Annotated in this window: 16 protein-coding genes; 12 read left to right on the top strand and 4 right to left on the bottom strand. The window is 70.4% G+C overall.

Translation table 11 applies throughout. The features are described 5' to 3' along the window. Positions 1 to 5 precede the first annotated feature (5 nt). Together ACK4SG_RS10620 and ACK4SG_RS10615 are read right to left on the bottom strand one after the other, a co-directional pair. Positions 6 to 923, bottom strand: a complete 918-nt coding sequence (locus ACK4SG_RS10620; protein WP_409601719.1) for a DMT family transporter — start codon at positions 921 to 923, stop codon at positions 6 to 8. Beyond that, the gene (locus tag ACK4SG_RS10615) at positions 920 to 1,180 is read right to left on the bottom strand and encodes a DUF2007 domain-containing protein (RefSeq protein WP_409601718.1); all 261 of its coding nucleotides are present in this window, start codon (positions 1,178 to 1,180) and stop codon (positions 920 to 922) included. The genes ACK4SG_RS10620 and ACK4SG_RS10615 overlap by 4 nt, the downstream gene beginning before the upstream one ends. 259 nt (positions 1,181 to 1,439) lie before the next feature. On the opposite strand from ACK4SG_RS10615, the gene ACK4SG_RS10610 reads away from it, so the two are divergent. Genes ACK4SG_RS10610 through rlmM form a run of 3 tightly spaced genes read left to right on the top strand, consistent with a single transcriptional unit; the run spans position 1,440 to position 4,827 of the window. Next, positions 1,440 to 3,185 (top strand): glutamine--tRNA ligase/YqeY domain fusion protein, encoded by a 1,746-nt coding sequence (locus ACK4SG_RS10610; RefSeq protein WP_409601717.1) that lies wholly within the window; start codon positions 1,440 to 1,442, stop codon positions 3,183 to 3,185. A gap of 9 nt (positions 3,186 to 3,194) precedes the next feature. Next, entirely contained in the window at positions 3,195 to 3,758 is a 564-nt protein-coding gene (locus tag ACK4SG_RS10605; RefSeq protein ID WP_409601771.1) for a nucleoside deaminase, read from the top strand. Beyond that, positions 3,730 to 4,827 (top strand): 23S rRNA (cytidine(2498)-2'-O)-methyltransferase RlmM, encoded by a 1,098-nt coding sequence (rlmM, locus tag ACK4SG_RS10600; RefSeq protein WP_409601716.1) that lies wholly within the window; start codon positions 3,730 to 3,732, stop codon positions 4,825 to 4,827. The genes ACK4SG_RS10605 and rlmM overlap by 29 nt, the downstream gene beginning before the upstream one ends. A gap of 69 nt (positions 4,828 to 4,896) precedes the next feature. Here rlmM and ACK4SG_RS10595 read toward each other — a convergent pair whose 3' ends face one another. Both ACK4SG_RS10595 and ubiH read right to left on the bottom strand, forming a co-directional pair. After that, positions 4,897 to 6,099 carry an FAD-dependent monooxygenase gene (locus ACK4SG_RS10595; protein ID WP_409601715.1) on the bottom strand — a complete coding sequence of 401 codons (1,203 nt, stop codon included), beginning with the start codon at positions 6,097 to 6,099 and terminating at the stop codon, positions 4,897 to 4,899. Then, positions 6,096 to 7,328, bottom strand: a complete 1,233-nt coding sequence (gene ubiH, locus ACK4SG_RS10590) for a 2-octaprenyl-6-methoxyphenyl hydroxylase (RefSeq protein ID WP_409601714.1) — start codon at positions 7,326 to 7,328, stop codon at positions 6,096 to 6,098. Before ubiH ends, ACK4SG_RS10595 begins: the two co-directional genes overlap by 4 nt. A 43-nt stretch (positions 7,329 to 7,371) precedes the next feature. Here ubiH and ACK4SG_RS10585 point away from each other — a divergent pair, with 43 nt between their 5' ends. The 9 genes from ACK4SG_RS10585 (at position 7,372) to apaG (ending at position 15,983) form a co-directional block, all read left to right on the top strand. Next, complete coding sequence (locus tag ACK4SG_RS10585; RefSeq protein ID WP_409601713.1) at positions 7,372 to 7,941, top strand: DUF6580 family putative transport protein; 570 nt, start codon at positions 7,372 to 7,374, stop codon at positions 7,939 to 7,941. Beyond that, entirely contained in the window at positions 7,941 to 8,492 is a 552-nt protein-coding gene (locus ACK4SG_RS10580) for a cob(I)yrinic acid a,c-diamide adenosyltransferase (protein WP_409601712.1), read from the top strand. Before ACK4SG_RS10585 ends, ACK4SG_RS10580 begins: the two co-directional genes overlap by 1 nt. A gap of 25 nt (positions 8,493 to 8,517) precedes the next feature. Next, a complete protein-coding gene (locus ACK4SG_RS10575) occupies positions 8,518 to 9,429 on the top strand; it encodes a histone deacetylase family protein (protein WP_409601711.1) in 912 nt (303 codons plus the stop codon). A 103-nt stretch (positions 9,430 to 9,532) separates the two neighbouring features. Next, on the top strand, positions 9,533 to 11,833 hold the full coding sequence (gene lptD / locus ACK4SG_RS10570; protein ID WP_409601710.1) for an LPS assembly protein LptD: 2,301 nt from the start codon (positions 9,533 to 9,535) through the stop codon (positions 11,831 to 11,833). A 14-nt stretch (positions 11,834 to 11,847) separates the two neighbouring features. After that, positions 11,848 to 13,269, top strand: coding sequence for a peptidylprolyl isomerase (locus ACK4SG_RS10565; RefSeq protein WP_409601709.1), 1,422 nt, complete (start codon positions 11,848 to 11,850; stop codon positions 13,267 to 13,269). Positions 13,270 to 13,273: 4 nt separating this feature from the next. After that, a complete protein-coding gene (gene pdxA, locus ACK4SG_RS10560; protein WP_409601770.1) occupies positions 13,274 to 14,251 on the top strand; it encodes a 4-hydroxythreonine-4-phosphate dehydrogenase PdxA in 978 nt (325 codons plus the stop codon). After that, positions 14,251 to 14,589, top strand: a complete 339-nt coding sequence (locus tag ACK4SG_RS10555; RefSeq protein WP_409601708.1) for a tRNA-binding protein — start codon at positions 14,251 to 14,253, stop codon at positions 14,587 to 14,589. Before pdxA ends, ACK4SG_RS10555 begins: the two co-directional genes overlap by 1 nt. Then, the gene (gene rsmA / locus ACK4SG_RS10550; RefSeq protein ID WP_409601707.1) at positions 14,586 to 15,392 is read left to right on the top strand and encodes a 16S rRNA (adenine(1518)-N(6)/adenine(1519)-N(6))-dimethyltransferase RsmA; all 807 of its coding nucleotides are present in this window, start codon (positions 14,586 to 14,588) and stop codon (positions 15,390 to 15,392) included. The genes ACK4SG_RS10555 and rsmA overlap by 4 nt, the downstream gene beginning before the upstream one ends. A 210-nt stretch (positions 15,393 to 15,602) precedes the next feature. Then, on the top strand, positions 15,603 to 15,983 hold the full coding sequence (gene apaG, locus ACK4SG_RS10545) for a Co2+/Mg2+ efflux protein ApaG (protein WP_409601706.1): 381 nt from the start codon (positions 15,603 to 15,605) through the stop codon (positions 15,981 to 15,983). Positions 15,984 to 15,985 lie beyond the last annotated feature (2 nt).

Here is a 15,985-nt window from a genome sequence, read left to right as displayed (position 1 = left end):
CGCGCTCAGGGCTCCTGCGCCGGCAGCGGGGCACGGCCGCGGGTGCCGGCCACGAAGATCCCGGCCAGGCTGGCCAGCAGGCCCAGCCATTGCCGCGGCGACACCGGCACATCGAACAGCGCCGCGTCCAGCAGATAGGCGACGATGGGCTGCGCCAGCAGCAACAGCCCGGCCAGCGCCACCGGCAGCACGCCCATCGCCCGCGAGATCAGCACCCAGCTGAGGCAATGGCCCACCGCGGCCAGCACCAGCAGCAGGCCCCAGGCATGCAAGGACGGAGGCTGGAACACCTCGCCCTCGGCCCAACCGATCAAGCCCAGGCACAGCGCGCTGCCGAACGCCGCCAGGCACAGCACCTGCTCCACCGGCACCCGCGCCCGACCGGCGCCAGCCAGCGCCTGCGTGCGCTTGATGCCGACGTTGTAGGCGGCGTAGGCCAGTCCGGTCGCCAGCCCCAGCCAGACGCCCCAGCGGTAGCGCGGCGGCAGCGTGGCCCAGTCGCCCCCCAGCAGCAGCCAGAGGCCGAAGAACGCCAGCAGCACCCCGACCACGAACCGCGGGCCCAGCCGCTCGCGGAACAGCAGCACGCCGGCCAGCGCCATGAAGAACACCTGCGCGTTGGCCAGCAGGGTGGCCAGGCCGGGACCCACCAGCAGGATGCTCTTGTGCCACATCCACAGGTCCACCGCGAACGCCAGCACCGGCACCGCCAGCCAGCGCCACGCCGCGCGCGGCAGGGGCTGCCAGCCGTACCGCAGGGTGACCAGGACGGCCAGCAGCACGCCGGCCAGCAGCATCCGCCAGAACGCCACCGCGGTGGGCGGCATGGCCGCCAGCCGCACCATCAGGCCGTTGGTGCCAATGATCGTCGCGCCGGCAAGCAGCTGCAGGCCGGCGGCGCGTTGCGGCTGTACGCCGCTCATGCAGGCTGCGCGCCGGGCAGGTCGTCGTCTTCCGCCAACGGTTCCGCTTCGCCCAAGGCCAGCGCCGCCACGATGTCACGCGCCTGCGGCCACGCCGCATCGGGCACCATTACCGCCACCAGCCCGAACACGCCCAACTCGCCGATGCCACCGGTCAGCGCCTCGCCGCGCACGAACGCAGGGATGCCCTCGGCCTCCAGCGCCTGCCGCACCAGATGGGCGTCGATCACGTTCGCGGCGTCGTACACGGTGCGCATGGGCTCTCCTGTCGCGGCAGGGTAACCCCCACCGGTTCGCTGCGAAACCCGTGCCGCGGCGGGGCTCGGATAAACTAGTCGGCCAAGCAAGGTCTGAACAATGCCATCCTGGCGTTGTCAGCCCACGCCGAGCCCGGCACCTGTCCGGGCTCGGCTCACACGCAGCCACCGTTTGCGCGATGGAGGCGTGGTCGGCCATCCATGGCCGACGGAAATCTCCGAATTGTTCGGAGATTCCCTAACCAGGAATCCCCACGCCGTGTCCTCGAACGCCACCCCGCCCGCCGCCGACGCCTCCGTCCGCACCGACTTCATCCGCCAGATCATCCGCGACGACCTGGCCAGCGGCAGGCACGCCGCCATCCGCACCCGCTTCCCGCCGGAGCCCAACGGCTACCTGCACATCGGCCATGCCAAGGCGATCTGCCTGGACTTCGGCGTTGCCGCCGAGTTCGGCGGCACCTGCAACCTGCGCCTGGACGACACCAACCCGGCCAAGGAAGACCCCGAGTACGTGCGCGCCATCCAGGACGACGTGCGCTGGCTGGGCTTTGACTGGGCCAGCCTGCGCCACGCCTCGGATTATTTCGAGGTGTTCTACCTGGCCGCGGAAAAACTGATCCAGCAGGGCGACGCCTTCGTCTGCGACCTCAGCGCCGACGAAGTGCGCGCCTATCGCGGCACGCTGACCGAGCCCGGCCGCAACTCGCCCTACCGCGACCGCAGCGTGGAGGAGAACCTCGACCTGTTCCGCCGCATGCGCGCGGGCGAGTTCGCAGACGGCGCGCGCACCCTGCGCGCCAAGATCGACATGGCCAGCGGCAACATCAACCTGCGCGACCCGGCGCTGTACCGGATCAAGCACGTCGAGCACCAGAACACCGGCAACGCGTGGCCGATCTACCCGATGTACGACTACGCCCACTCACTGAGCGATGCGATCGAAGGCATCACCCACTCGCTGTGCACGCTGGAGTTCGAGGACCACCGCCCCCTGTACGACTGGTGCGTGGACAAGGTGGACCTGGCCGGCAACCCCGACCTGCTGGAACCGCTGCTGGCCAAGGGCTTGCCGAAGGAAGCCGGCAAGCCGCGCCAGATCGAGTTCTCGCGCCTGAACTTCAACTACCTGGTGATGAGCAAGCGCAAGCTGCTGGCGATGGTGGAAGACAAGCTGGTGGATGGCTGGGACGACCCGCGGATGCCAACCTTGCAGGGCATCCGACGCCGCGGCTACACGCCATCGGCGTTGAAGCTGATGGTGGAGCGCGTGGGCATCAGCAAGCAGAACTCGCTGCTGGACATTTCCATCCTCGAGGGCGCGCTGCGCGACGATCTAGATGCGCACGCGCCGCGCCGGATGGCGGTGATCGACCCGCTGAAGGTCGTGCTGACCAATCTCGATGCCGGCTTTGATGAAACGCTGACCTTCTCCAACCACCCGAAGGACCCGGCGCAGGGCGAGCGCGGCATCCCGTTCTCACGCGAGCTGTGGATCGAGCGCGAGGACTTCGAGGAAGTGCCGCCGCCGGGCTTCAAGCGCCTGACCGTGGGCGGCGACGTGCGCCTGCGCGGCGCCGGCATCATGCGCTGCGACGAAGTCGTGAAGGACGAGGCCGGCCGCATCGTCGAGCTGCGCTGCACGCTGGACCCCGACTCGCGGCCCGGCATGGCCGGCGCCAACCGCAAGGTGAAGGGCACCATCCACTGGGTCAGCGCAAAACACGCAGTCGCCGCGGAAGTGCGCCTGTACGATCGCCTGTTCACGGTGCCCAATCCCGACACCGACGAGGAGGGCAAGACCTACCGCGACTACCTCAACCCCGAATCGCGCCGCGTGGTCACCGGCTACGTGGAACCGGCCGCTGCGCAGGCCGCACCGGAACAGGGCTTCCAGTTCGAACGCCTGGGTTACTTCGTGGCCGACCGCTACGACCATGCGCCGGGCAAGCCGGTGTTCAACCGCAGCGTGACCCTGCGCGACACCTGGTCGCAGAAGGGCTGAGCGATGCCGATGCCCCTGCCCGCGCAGCTGCATCTCACCCTGCCTGTCTGGGTGATGGAACTCGACGTCGCAGGCCGCGACTTCTCCACCGACGAGGCCAAGGTGGCACTGGCCATCGAACTGTCCCGCCACAACGTGGAGCGCCAGAGCGGCGGGCCGTTCGGTGCCGCGGTATTCAGCCCGCAGCACCAGCTGGTGGCGGTGGGCGTGAACCGGGTGGTGCGCCAGAGCTGCTCGGTGGCGCACGCCGAGATGATGGCCTACATGCTGGCGCAGCAGCGCCTGCAGCAGTTCCGGCTCAATGCCATCGGCGGCCCGATCACCCTGGCCACCTCGGCGCAGCCCTGCTGCCAGTGCTACGGCGCCACCCTGTGGGCCGGCATCGACCGCCTGCTGATCGGTGCGCGCGCCGAGGACGTGATGGCACTGACCGAATTCGACGAAGGCCCGCTGCCGGCAGACTGGGTGGGCGAACTCGCCAAGCGCGGCATCGAGGTCGTGCGCGACGTGCAGCGCGATGCCGCCTGCGCGGTCCTGAAGGCGTATGGCGAACTGGGCGGGCCGAATTATTGACGGGTTGCTGGGCTACTGCCGCCAGGGCTTCGAACCGGAGCTGGCCGGCGAACTGACCGACCGCGCCGGGCGTGCCGGCATCGCAGGCTATGCGCGCACGGAGCGCGACAGTGGCTACGTGGTGTTCGTCTGCGACGACGCCGACGCACTCAACCGTGCGCTCCCCTTTTCCACGCTGGTGTTCGCGCGGCAGAAGCTGCGGCTGGTCGCCGAGCTGCGTGGCCTGGACCCGGCTGACCGCATCGCCCCGATGCTGGCGGCGCTGCCGGCGGCCCGCACCGCCAGCCAGGCGCCGCTCTACGGCGAGCTGGTGATGGAACATCCCGACAGCGATGCCGGCAAGCCGCTGGCAGGACTCGCGCGCAGCCTGGGCAACGCGTTGCGCCCGGCCCTGCGCCAGGCGCGCCTGCTGAGCGCGCAGGACAACCGCCGCCTGCCGCGCCTGCACGTGTTCTTCGTGGCCGGCGACCACGCGCTGCTCGCCACCAGCCTCCCCGCCGACAGCGCGCCGTGGCCGCTGGGCGTGCCGCGGCTGCGGATGCACAAGGACGCCCCGTCGCGCTCCGCGCTGAAGCTGGAGGAGGCACTGCTGGTGCTGCTCACCGACGAGGAACGCGCGCGCCTGTTGAAGGAAGGCATGGTGGCCGCCGACCTGGGCGCCGCGCCCGGCGGCTGGACCTGGGTGCTGACCCGGCACCGCCTGCGGGTGACCGCCATCGACAACGGCCCGCTGCGCCAGCACGTGCTGGACACCGGCATGGTGCAGCATCTGCGTGCCGATGGTTTCTCCTGGCAGCCGCCGCACCCGCTGGACTGGATGGTCTGCGACATGGTGGAGCAGCCGCGGCGGGTGGCCGAACGGATGGCCACCTGGTTTCGCGAGGGCTGGTGCCGGCACGCGATCTTCAACCTCAAGTTGCCGATGAAGAAGCGCTGGCAGGAAACGCAGCTGTGCCTGGCGCAGTTCGCCGAGCAGGCGGGGCGTCCGCTGTCCATCCGCGCCAAACAGCTCTACCACGACCGCGAGGAAATCACTGTCTTCGCGACGCCACGCACCCCGGGGTCGTAAGCACCCCGTCCGTGGGCACGCACGCCATGTCCAACATGCCGCTGCGTGCGGCGAGGATCGCGCGGGCGCTCAGGCCCCCGCGGCGTGCCGCCACAAGGCGCGCACCAGCGGCGGCAGGCGACCGGCCATGCCCAGCGCGTGGCCGCGCAGCAGCGTCGGCAGCAGCGCGTCGTTGCTGAAGGCGCGGTTGATCGTCTCGAACGCGTACGCGCCGACGGCATTGCCGCTGCGACGCGCGCGCGCCCAGCGTGCCAGCCGGGCCGGTGACGCGATGTCGCCGCCTTTCGCCTGCGCATCGCGCACCCTGGCACGCAGCGCGGCCACGTCGCGCAGGCCGTGGTTCACGCCCTGCCCGGCCAACGGATGCATGACGTGCGCGGCGTCGCCCGCCAGCAGCACCCGGCCAGCCACCTGCGCGGCCGCCAGCTGGCGGCGCAGTGGGAACGCGGCGCGCGCCGACTGCAGCGTGAACCCGCCCAGCTCGCCGCCGAAGGCAGCCGACAGTGCGCGCTCGAACTGCGCCGGCGGCGCGTCCAGCAGGCGCTGCGCTTCGGCGTCCGGCAGGGTCCACACGATGGAACCCAGATGTCCGTCCAAGGTGGCATCGCCGTCCGCGGCGAACGGCAGCAGCGCAACCGGGCCGGTGGGCAGGAAGCGCTGCCAGCAGGTGTCGCGGTGCGGCGCCTGGCTGGCCACGAAGGCCACCACGCCGCGCTGATGGTAGTCGTGCACGGGCGCGTCGATACCGGCCAGCGCGCGCAGGGCGGAGTGCCCGCCGTCCGCGGCGATAGCCAGCCGCGCTTCCAGCATGCGGCCGTCGTCCAGCCCCAGGCGCACGCCTGCGGCATCCTGCGCTAGCGTGGCCACCTTGGCCGGGCACTCGACGCGCACGCCGGCCGCCGGCAGCGCGCGCCAGAGCGCATCCACCAGCAGGCCGTTCTCCACGATCCAGCCCAGCTGCGGCTCGCCCAGCGCATCCGCATCAAACGCCAGCGGCGCGCCACCGGCAGCATCCCAGACGCGCATGCCGCGGTAGGGCTGCACGCGGGCGTCGGCGATCGCCGGCCAGACGCCGAGGTCGCGGAGCAGCGCGGCGTTATCCGGCGCGAACGCGTAGACGCGCAGGTCGCGCTCGCCGCGCTGCCAAGGCGTCGGCGCACGCGCCTCCATCAGCGCCACCTGCAGGCCTTCGCCCGCCAGCGCCAGCGCGGCCGTGGCGCCGACCACGCCACCGCCCACCACCACCGCGTCCAGCGCGCCACGGCGGCTCATGCGGCCACCCGCCGGCACAGCGCCGGCACGTCGCCGCGGTACCCCATCGCACCGCCCACCAGCCAGCCCTGCAGCCAGCCCATCGCATCGCCGGCGACCAGACCGGCGCTGCGCAGCGGGCGCAGCAGCGGTGCGTCGTTGGCGGTCAGCCGGGCCAACCCGTCGGAGAAGGCCACGGTGCGGCGGCGATCCTCCGCGCGGCGGGCGGCGTGGGTCCGCAGCACCGCCTCGGCGCCGGGGTCCCCCGGCTGCGCGGCGATGCACTCGGCCAGCGTCAGCGCGTCGCGCAACCCGAGGTTGAAGCCCTGTGCGCCCAGCGGGTGGATGGCCTGCGCCGCGTTGCCCACCAGGACCGCACGCGGGGCCACCAGTGCATCCGCGATGGCCCGCTGCATCGGGTAGGCGCTGCGCGGGCCGACGGCGACGAAGCGCCCGGCGCGCCAGCCGAAGGCGGCCTGCACGCGGGCGAGGAAGGCCGCGTCGTCCAGCGCGGCCACCGCCTCGGCTTTACCGCAGGGCACGCCGTGGACCAGCCCGTAGTGGCCGTCGCCACGGGGCAGCAGCGCGGTCGGGCCGTGGTCGGTCAGGCGCTCGTAGGCGGTGCCGTCGGGCGCGTGCTGCGTGCGCAGGCGCGCCACGAACAGGGTCTGGCCGTAATCGTGCGCGTCGGCGCCGATGCCCAGCGCCTCACGCACCGTGCTGCGGGCACCGTCGGCGGCGACCAGCAGCCGCACGCGCAGCACCCGTTCGCCCGCAGCATCGGCGACCCGCACGTGGCGCAGGCCGGCATCGCCCGCCTCCAGCCCTACGAAGCGCGCAGGCCGGTAGCGGGTGAGGTGCCGGAGCTGCGCCAACCGCGCCTCCAGCGCCTCGCCGAAATCGCGCGCCACGACCACCCGGCCGAACACCTCGCGCCCGTAGGCTGCGGCGTCCAGCCGGATGCGGCCGAAGTCGCCGCTGCGGGTGATGTGGATGCGCCGGATCGGCCCGGTGGGCGCGCGCAGCAGCGGCAGCACGCCCAGCGCCTGCAGCGCGTTGAGGGTGGCCTCGGCGAAGCTGAGGTTGCGCTGGTCGAACACGGGCGGCAGGGCGTCGGCGGGCGCGGCTTCGACGAGGCCGACGTCCAGACCCTGCGCATCGAGGGCGATGGCGAGGCTGGCGCCGACCAGTCCGCCGCCGACGATCAGGACGTCGTGCGCGGGGCCGTGGGCGGGGGCGTGCGTGGACATTGCGTTATGCTAACGGCTCCGCAGTCCGCCCGTCCGCATGCCCATGAATCGCCCCGCTTCATCGCTTCCCGCCGGCCCGCTGCTGCTGGCCGTGCTGATCTTCGCCGCCGCGCTGAGCCGGGTCCTGCCGCATCCGCCCAACTTCTCGCCAATCGAGGCGGTGGCGCTGTTCGGCGGCGCGTATTTCGCCAAGCGCCAGTGGGCGCTGGTGGTGCCACTGGTGGCCATGTTCGCCTCCGACCTGGTGCTGGGCCTGGTCAACGGCGGCATCTACTGGAGCTATTTCGCCAGCGCCGGCTACCTGCTGGTGTACGCCTGCATCGCGCTGTCCACCGTGCTGGGCTTCGGCCTGCGCGGCAAGGTCGGGGCCGGCCGCGTGCTGGCCTATTCGCTGGCCGGCTCGCTGCTGTTCTTCGTGCTGACCAATGCCGGCGTATGGGCCTTCGGCGGCCTGTACCCGCGCAACGGCGCGGGCCTGGTGGCCGCACTGGTCGCCGGCATCCCCTTCTTCCAGTGGACCGTGCTCGGCACCCTGGTCTACGCGGCCCTGCTGTTCGGCGGCTTCGAGCTGCTGCGCCGGCAGGTGCCGGCCCTGCGCGCGCAGACGGCCTGATGGGCAACCGCCTCAGCAAGATCTACACGCGCACCGGCGACGACGGCAGCACCGGCCTGGGCGACGGCTCGCGCACCGGCAAGGATTCGGCCCGGGTCGAGGCCTACGGTACGGTTGACGAAGCCAACTCCTGCCTCGGCCTGCTGCTGGCGACCTCGATGCCTGACGACGTGCGCGAGCTGCTGGTGCGCATCCAGCACCAGCTGTTCGATCTCGGCGGCGAACTCTGCATTCCGGGACACGCGGCGATCTTCGACGCCGACATCGAGGCGCTGGAAACCGCGCTGGACCGCTTCAACGACGACCTGCCGCCGCTGCAGGAATTCATTCTGCCGGGCGGCGGCGAGGCCGCGGCCCGCTGCCACATCGCCCGCACGGTGGTCCGTCGAGCCGAGCGCGTCGCTGTTACCCTGTCACGGCTGGAGGAGGTGCGACCGCAGCCGGTGCGTTACCTGAACCGGCTGTCGGACCTGCTGTTCGTGCTGGCCCGCGTGCTGGCCCGAGCCGACGGCCACGGTGAAGTGCTCTGGAAGCACGAACGCCGCAAGTAGGCGTTCCGCGGAGGCCCGGCCGGTGATGCACGTCTACACCCATGCCGCCTGCCTGGCGCACGACACCGGCCCCGACCATGCCGAGCGCCCGGCGCGCCTGCGCACGGTGCTGCATGCGCTGGAAGCAGCGCATCCCGACCTCGACTGGCAGCAGGCTCCCGCCGCCACCCGCGGCCAGCTGCTGCGCGTGCACGACCCGCGGCTGCTGGAAGCGGTGCTGGAAACCCAGCCCACCGCGCTGCACCTGCTCGATCCCGACACCGTGCTGTCGCCGCATTCGGCCGAAGCCGCATTGCGCGCCGCAGGCGCCGGCGTGGCAGCCGTGGATGCCGTGCTGTCCGGCCGCACCCGGCGGGCGTTCTGCGCGGTGCGCCCGCCGGGCCACCACGCCACCGTCTCCGCAGCGATGGGCTTCTGCCTGTTCAACAACATCGCGGTCGCGGCGCGCCAAGCCATCGACGGGCACGGCCTCGAGCGGGTGGCGATCGTCGATTTCGATGTCCACCACGGCAACGGCACGCAGGCCATCTTCGAACGCGACGCGCGCGTCTGCTTCGCCAGCACACACCAATGGCCGCTTTACCCCGAATCGGGCGCACGCAACGAGACCGGGTGCGGCAACATCTTCAACGTGCCTCTGCCCAAAGGCACCGACGGCCCTGTCTTCCGCACCGCCTGGCGCGACGAGCTGCTGCCGGCGGTGGAGGCGTTCCGGCCGCAGCTGCTGCTGGTCTCGGCCGGATTCGACGGCCACCGGCTGGACCCGCTGGCGGGATGGCTGCTGGAAGCAGCCGACTACGCTTGGCTGACCGGCGAGCTGGTGGCACTGGCGGAGCGCCACGCCGGCGGCCGGATCGTCTCGCTGCTGGAAGGCGGCTACGACCTCACCGCCCTTGCCGAATGCTGCGTGGCGCACGTCGACGTCCTGCGCATGTAGCGCACCACGCCTGAAGCCAACACGAACCCGCCAATGCGCCGCGTTTGCCGCTGCTGGCCGCTTCCGGCAAGCTAGCCATCCGCTTCTGCATCCCGGATCGCCCGTGCGTCCTGTCCTGCGTCTGCTTCCGCTGCCCCTGTGTATCGCGCTTTGCCTGCCTGCACACGCCGCCGACGACGGCCCGCAGAACTGGCGGCTGTGTCCGATCGGCGACGTGGTTCCGCCCTTCGCCGATGCAAACCTGGCACCGCAGGGCCTGAACATCGCGCCGCTGGGCAAGAATCCCACCGATATCGAGGGCGACATGCTCTCGGGCACGGATGCCAACCCGGTCTTCCAGGGCAACGTGACCATGCGCCGCGGCAACCAGTTCATGGGCGCCGACCAGCTGACTTTCGACAAGGAAAACGGCAAGTACGCGGCTGAAGGCAGCGTGCGCTTCCAGGCCAACGGTCTGCGCCTGCGCGCCGCTCGCGCCGAGGGCGACCAGGATGCCGACACCCATCGGATCGAGGACCTGCAGTACCAGCTGCTGTCACGCCGCGGCAACGGCCGGGCGCAGAGCCTGACCATGACCGGCGACAACGGCAGCCTGCACGGCGCCACCTACTCCACCTGCCCACCGGAGGCGCGCAAGTGGGAACTGGAGGCGCGCAGCATCGATATCGACACCGAAACCGGCATGGCGGTTGCCCACGGCGCCAGCCTGCGGATGGGGACGGTGCCGGTGCTTTACATCCCCTGGTTCATGTTCCCCACCGACGACCGCCGGCGCACCGGCCTGCTGTATCCATCGCTCTCCAGTTCCAGCCGCAACGGCTTCGACTGGCGGCAGCCCATCTACCTGAACCTGGCGCCCAATTTCGACGCCACCCTCAATCCGCGCTGGATGAGCAAGCGCGGCGGGCTGCTTGGCGGCCAGTTCCGCTACCTGGTGGAGGATGGCCGGGGCATCCTGGATGCGGCGTGGATGCCACATGACAATCTGCGCGACCGCAGCCGCGGCTCCGCCCGTTTTGAAGGCTTCCACAACCTGTCGGGGAGTTGGCAGGCGCGTGCCAGCCTGAGCTGGATCAGCGATCCGCGCTATTACGAGGACTTCAGCAGCAGCATCGATGGCCTGTCCCGCGCCACCAACTACAGCACGCTGGGCCTCTACGGCCGTGGCCGCAGCTGGACCGCCGGCGTCACCGCCGACCACTGGCAGCTTGCCGACTACACGCTGAGCGAGGCGGTGCTGCCGTATGACCGCCTGCCACGCGTCTTCGCGACCTGGGAGCAAGGCGTCGGCAGCCGACTGCGTGCGGGGATCGATGCGGAGGCGGTGCGGTTCCATCACCCCGTGTACGCCGCAGGCGCGCGGCTGGACCTGCGCCCCTGGGTGGGAATGCCGCTGGAAGGGGACGCCTGGTTCCTGCGCCCCACGCTGGCCTGGCGCTACACAGGCTATTCGCTGGACCGGACGCTGGGGCAGACGTTGGGCGGCACGTCGCCATCGCGTGGGCAATCCATCTTCAGTGTCGACAGCGGGCTGTTCTTCGACCGCGAAACCACCGTCAAGGGCAAGCGCTACCTGCAGTCGATCGAACCCCGACTGTTCTACCTGAACGTGCCCTATGCCAACCAGGACGACATGCCGGTATTCGACACCCAACCGCTGACCTTCAGCTGGAGCCAGCTGTTCCGCGACAACCGCTATTCCGGCGCCGACCGCCAGGCCGACGCCAACCAGCTGACGCTGGCCGTCAGCACCCGGCTGATCCGCCAGTCCGACGGGTTCGAGCGCTTTTCCGCAAGCCTTGGCCAGATCCGCTACCTGAAGGAATCGCGGGTGCGGCTGCCGGGCGAACCGATCACGGAACAGGGCGGCTCGGCCTGGGTTGCCGATGTCAACTACGCCCCAACCGACCGCTGGACGATCGGCAGCTCCTACCAGCGCGACCCGAAATTCAAGCGCACCGATCTGGCCAGTCTGCGCGCGCGCTACCTGTTGCCCGACGACGGGGTGTTCAACCTGTCCTACCGCTATCGCCGCGCACTGCTGGAGCAGCTGGACGTGTCTTTCCTGTATCCGCTGAATGCCAGCTGGAGCGTGGTCGGGCGCAGCTATTACTCGCTGCGCGACAGCAAGCCACTGGAGAACCTTGCCGGCGTCCAGTGGGACAGCTGCTGCGTGGCCATGCGTCTGGTGGCGCGCCGTTACGTGCGTAACCGCGCCGGCGATCTGGACAATGCGCTGCTGTTCGAAATCGAGCTCAAGGGCCTTGGCGGCGCCGGCCAAGACGCCCGCCGCGTCTTGCGCCGGTCCATCCTCGGCTACAATCGGGACGACCTGTATCTGGTGCCGCCGCAGACTGCAACGGGCCAGCCTTCCACGCCCGACAACGCAAACACCCTTCCATGATGCCCAAGCTCCGCATGCGATCCATCCGCCTCCTGCAATTGGCACTGCTGCCGATCCTGCTGCTTGCCGGCGGGGTGTCCGCCCAAGACGCCGCCGCACCACAGCCCGTCGACCGCATCGCCGCGGTGGTGAACGATGACGTGATCCTGCGCAGCGAACTCGATCGCGCCATCGCCAACATCCGCGCCCAGTATGCCGGCCGGGAGAACCAGCTGCCGCCGGACGAGGTGCTGGAACGACAGGTGCTGGAACGCCTGATCCTGCTGCGCCTGCAGGTCGCCCGCGCCACCGAAGCCGGGATCACCGCAAGCGATCAGGACCTGGAGCGCGCTGTACAGGGCGTGGCCCAGCAGAACGGCATGAGCGTGGATCAGCTGCGGGCGCGGTTGGCACAGGATGGCATGAGCTTCCAGGAATTCCGTGACAGCCTGCGCGACGAGATCATCACCCAGAAGCTGCGGCAGAGCTTCGCACAGGGCCGCATCAACGTCAGCGAGTCCGAAGTGGAGGCCGCCATGGCCACCGCCTCGGCGACGGCCGCGCAACAGTTCCACCTGGCCCATATCCTGGTCGCCACGCCTGAAGGCGCAAGCCCGGAGCAAATCGCCACCGCGCAGAAAAAAATCGAGGGCATCAAGGGCCTGATCGACCGCGGTGAGATGACCTTCGCCGCCGCGGCGGTGCGCTATTCCGACAGTCCCAACGCGCTGGAGAGCGGTGATCTGGGCTGGCGCAGCCTCAACGAAATCCCCCCCAGCTTTGCGGCCGCCATCCAGCAGCTGCAGCCCGGCCAGATGATCGGACCGATCCGCGGGCCCAGCGGCTTCCAGCTGGTGCAGCTGGTCGACACCCGTACCGTCGCCCCTGGCAGCGGCGATAAGGTCACCCAGTTCTCGGCCCGCCAGATCCTGGTGAAAGTGGACGATAAAACCGACGATGCGGCCGCCAAGGCCAAGATCGACACGCTGGCGGCGCGGCTGGCCGGCGGCGCTGATTTCGCCAAACTGGCCGCGGAGTCTTCGGACGACACCACCACCCGCCGCCGCGGCGGTGATCTGGGCTGGTTCGGCGCGGACACCTATGGCACCGCCTTTGGCATGCAGGTCGCTGCGCTGGCCGATGGCCAAACCTCGGCGCCGTTCAGAACCGACCAGGGCTGGGTGATCGTGCAGCGCAGTGGCAGCCGCGAGATCGCGGCCGGCGACGAGAACCTGCGCGCCCAGATCCGCGAAACGATCGGCCGCCGCAAACTGGAAGACGAATGGAACCGCTTCCTACGCGAGATGCGCGGCGAGGCCTACGTGGACGTGCGCGACGCGCAGGGCAATTCCACCACGCCGTTGCTGCAGGAAACGCCCAAGCAGCAGCGCAAGACCGCACCCACCCGCGAAATGCAGGACGCCAGCGCGGCGGGCCGTTTCCTGGGTACCCCCTGACCGGCTGATGCACCCGCGGCTGGCCTTGGTTCCGGGCGAACCCGCGGGCATTGGCCCCGAGCTGGTGGTGCGCGCGGCCCAGCAGGCATGGCCGGCGCAGCTGGTCGTCCACGGCGATGCCGCCACCCTGCGCCGTGCCGCCGAGCGGCTGGGCCTGCCCCTTGATCTGCATGCCCCTGGCCAGCCTGCCGCCACGCCGCGCAGCCTGGAAATCATCGATATCCCGCATCCGGTGACCGCTACGTTCGGCACCCCAGCACCGGCCAATGCCGCATCCGTGGTCGAAGCCCTGACCCGTGCCACGCACGCCTGTCTTGCCGGCCACTGCGATGGCCTGGTCACCGGCCCGGTGCACAAGGCTGCCATCAACGACGGGGGCATTCCCTTCACCGGCACCACCGGGCTGCTGGCCGCGCTGACCGGCTGCGATGTGGTGATGATGCTGGCCAATCCGCACATGCGGGTGGCCCTGCAAACCGTGCACCTGCCGCTGCGGGCAGTGCCCGATGCGATCACCCCGGACGCGCTGGCGCGCAGCCTGCGCATCGTCGAAATGGCGTTGCGCACGCAGTTTGGCATCGCCGAGCCGGTGATCGCCGTGCTCGGCCTGAACCCGCACGCCGGCGAAGACGGCCACCTGGGGCGCGAGGAGCTGGATATCCTCATCCCCACCCTGGCGCAACTGCGCGCTGCCGGGATGCGCCTGATCGGACCGCTGCCGGCCGATACCGCCTTCCTGCCCGACAAGCTGCGCGGATTCGACGCGGTGCTGGCGATGTATCACGACCAAGGCCTGCCGGTGCTCAAGCACGCGGACTTCGCCCACGCGGTGAACATCACCCTGGGCCTGCCGTTTCCGCGTGTAGCCGTGGATCACGGCACCGCGCTCGATCTGGCCGGCCAGGGCGTTGCCGATCCGTCCAGCCTGTTCGCCGCCATCCACTGCGCCGCGACGCTGGCCCGCCGGGGGGCGACCGCGTGATGGATATCATCGATGTCGACGACTTCCTGAAGGTAGAGCTTCGCGTCGGTCGCGTGGTGGCTGCCGAACCCTTCCCGCAGGCCCGCAAGTCCGCCTATGTGCTGCACGTCGATTTCGGCCCGGCGCTGGGCGTGCGCAAGTCCAGCGCACAGATCACCGCGCACTATCGCCCGGAGGATCTGGTCGGGCGCCTGGTCGTGGCGGTGGTCAACTTCCCGCCCAAACAGATCGGCCCGCTCATGTCGGAATGCCTGGTGACGGGCTTCCATGACGCCGACGGCGCGGTGGCCCTGTGCGTGCCCGACCGCGACGTCCCCCTCGGAACCCGCCTGCTATGACCACCGGCTTCACCGAACCGGCCAAGAAGCACCTTGGCCAGAACTTCCTGCACGACAAGGGCGTGATCGAGAAGATCGTGCAGGCGATCGACCCCAGGCCCGGCGACGTGCTGGTGGAGATCGGCCCCGGCCAAGGCGCGTTGACCTTCCCGCTGCTGAAGCGGCACGGCGAAGTCACCGCGATCGAGTTCGACCGCGACCTGCACGCGCCCCTGCAGGCCGCGGCGCGCCAGCACGGCACGCTGCACCTGATCGAAGGCGACGTGCTGGGCGTGGATTTCACCGCGCTGGCGGCCCGCGCTGGCGATGCCCGCGGGCAGATCCGGCTGGCCGGCAACCTGCCCTACAACCTGTCCTCGCCGATCCTGTTCCACGCGCTGGACCATGCCGCCGCGATCCGCGACATGCACTTCATGCTGCAGAAGGAAGTGGTGGAGCGCATGGCCGCCGGGCCGGGCAGCAAGGTCTACGGGCGCCTGTCGGTGATGCTGCAGGCCTACTGCGCGGTGACGCCGCTGTTCGTGGTGCCGCCCGGCGCATTCCGGCCCGCGCCGAAGGTGGATTCCGCCGTGGTCCGGCTGGCGCCGAAGCCGGCCGAGCGCATCGAGGTGGCGGATCGCGCAACCTTCGCCAACGTGGTCCGCGCGGCCTTCGGGCAGCGCCGCAAGACCCTGCGCAACGCGCTGCAGGGCGTGGCGGATACCGCCGCGATCGAAGCCGCCGGCCTGCGCCCGGACGCCCGCGCGGAACAGGTCGAGGTGGCCGGGTTCGTTCGCCTGGCGAACCTGCTCGCCGCAGGCTGAAGCACGCGGCGCGGACGACGGCCGCAGCGCGCCCGTGCCCGCCAGGAAAGAGCTGAACAACGCCATCTTGGCGTTGTCAGCCCACGCCGCGCCCGGCACATGTCCGGACGCGGCGTACACGCAGCCATCGCTTGCGCGATCAATGCCTGGTCGGCCATCCGTAGTCAAGGTAAATCTCCGCATTGTTCGGAGATTCCCTAGAATGTCCGCATGAGCAGCAACGATTACCACTTCGACATCGACGTCGATGCCCGCTTCCTGGACGACCAGTCGGCCCCGGAGGAAGGCCGCTACGTCTTCGCCTACACCATCCATATCCGCAACCAGGGCAAAGTGCCCGCGCGCCTGCTGGGCCGGCACTGGCTGATCACCGACGGCAACGGCAACGTCCGCGAGGTCGTCGGCGAGGGCGTGGTGGGCGAGCAGCCGTGGCTGCGCCCGGGCGAGGGCTTCGAGTACACCTCCGGCGCAGTGCTGGAAACCGACATCGGCACCATGCGCGGCAGCTACGACATGCTGGCCGACGATGGCACCCGCTTCGCGGCGCCGATCCCGGCCTTCACGTTGTCCGTTCCGCGCACCCTGCACTGAAG

Source organism: Thermomonas sp. (genome assembly GCF_046293095.1).
In the GTDB taxonomy this organism is placed as follows: Bacteria; Pseudomonadota; Gammaproteobacteria; order Xanthomonadales; family Xanthomonadaceae; genus Thermomonas.
Note: the sequence above shows the minus strand (reverse complement) of the source record. Positions and strands in the feature narration are given on the sequence as shown.

Coding starts and splice junctions, on each gene's coding strand:
- ACK4SG_RS10620 (WP_409601719.1), bottom strand. CDS start 923: ATGAGCGGCGTACAGCCGCAACGCGCCGCCGGCCTGCAGCTGCTTGCC.
- ACK4SG_RS10615 (WP_409601718.1), bottom strand. CDS start 1,180: ATGCGCACCGTGTACGACGCCGCGAACGTGATCGACGCCCATCTGGTG.
- ACK4SG_RS10605 (WP_409601771.1), top strand. CDS start 3,195: ATGCCCCTGCCCGCGCAGCTGCATCTCACCCTGCCTGTCTGGGTGATG.
- rlmM (WP_409601716.1), top strand. CDS start 3,730: ATGGCGAACTGGGCGGGCCGAATTATTGACGGGTTGCTGGGCTACTGC.
- ACK4SG_RS10595 (WP_409601715.1), bottom strand. CDS start 6,099: ATGAGCCGCCGTGGCGCGCTGGACGCGGTGGTGGTGGGCGGTGGCGTG.
- ubiH (WP_409601714.1), bottom strand. CDS start 7,328: ATGTCCACGCACGCCCCCGCCCACGGCCCCGCGCACGACGTCCTGATC.
- ACK4SG_RS10585 (WP_409601713.1), top strand. CDS start 7,372: ATGAATCGCCCCGCTTCATCGCTTCCCGCCGGCCCGCTGCTGCTGGCC.
- ACK4SG_RS10580 (WP_409601712.1), top strand. CDS start 7,941: ATGGGCAACCGCCTCAGCAAGATCTACACGCGCACCGGCGACGACGGC.
- ACK4SG_RS10575 (WP_409601711.1), top strand. CDS start 8,518: ATGCACGTCTACACCCATGCCGCCTGCCTGGCGCACGACACCGGCCCC.
- ACK4SG_RS10565 (WP_409601709.1), top strand. CDS start 11,848: ATGCGATCCATCCGCCTCCTGCAATTGGCACTGCTGCCGATCCTGCTG.
- ACK4SG_RS10555 (WP_409601708.1), top strand. CDS start 14,251: ATGGATATCATCGATGTCGACGACTTCCTGAAGGTAGAGCTTCGCGTC.
- rsmA (WP_409601707.1), top strand. CDS start 14,586: ATGACCACCGGCTTCACCGAACCGGCCAAGAAGCACCTTGGCCAGAAC.
- apaG (WP_409601706.1), top strand. CDS start 15,603: ATGAGCAGCAACGATTACCACTTCGACATCGACGTCGATGCCCGCTTC.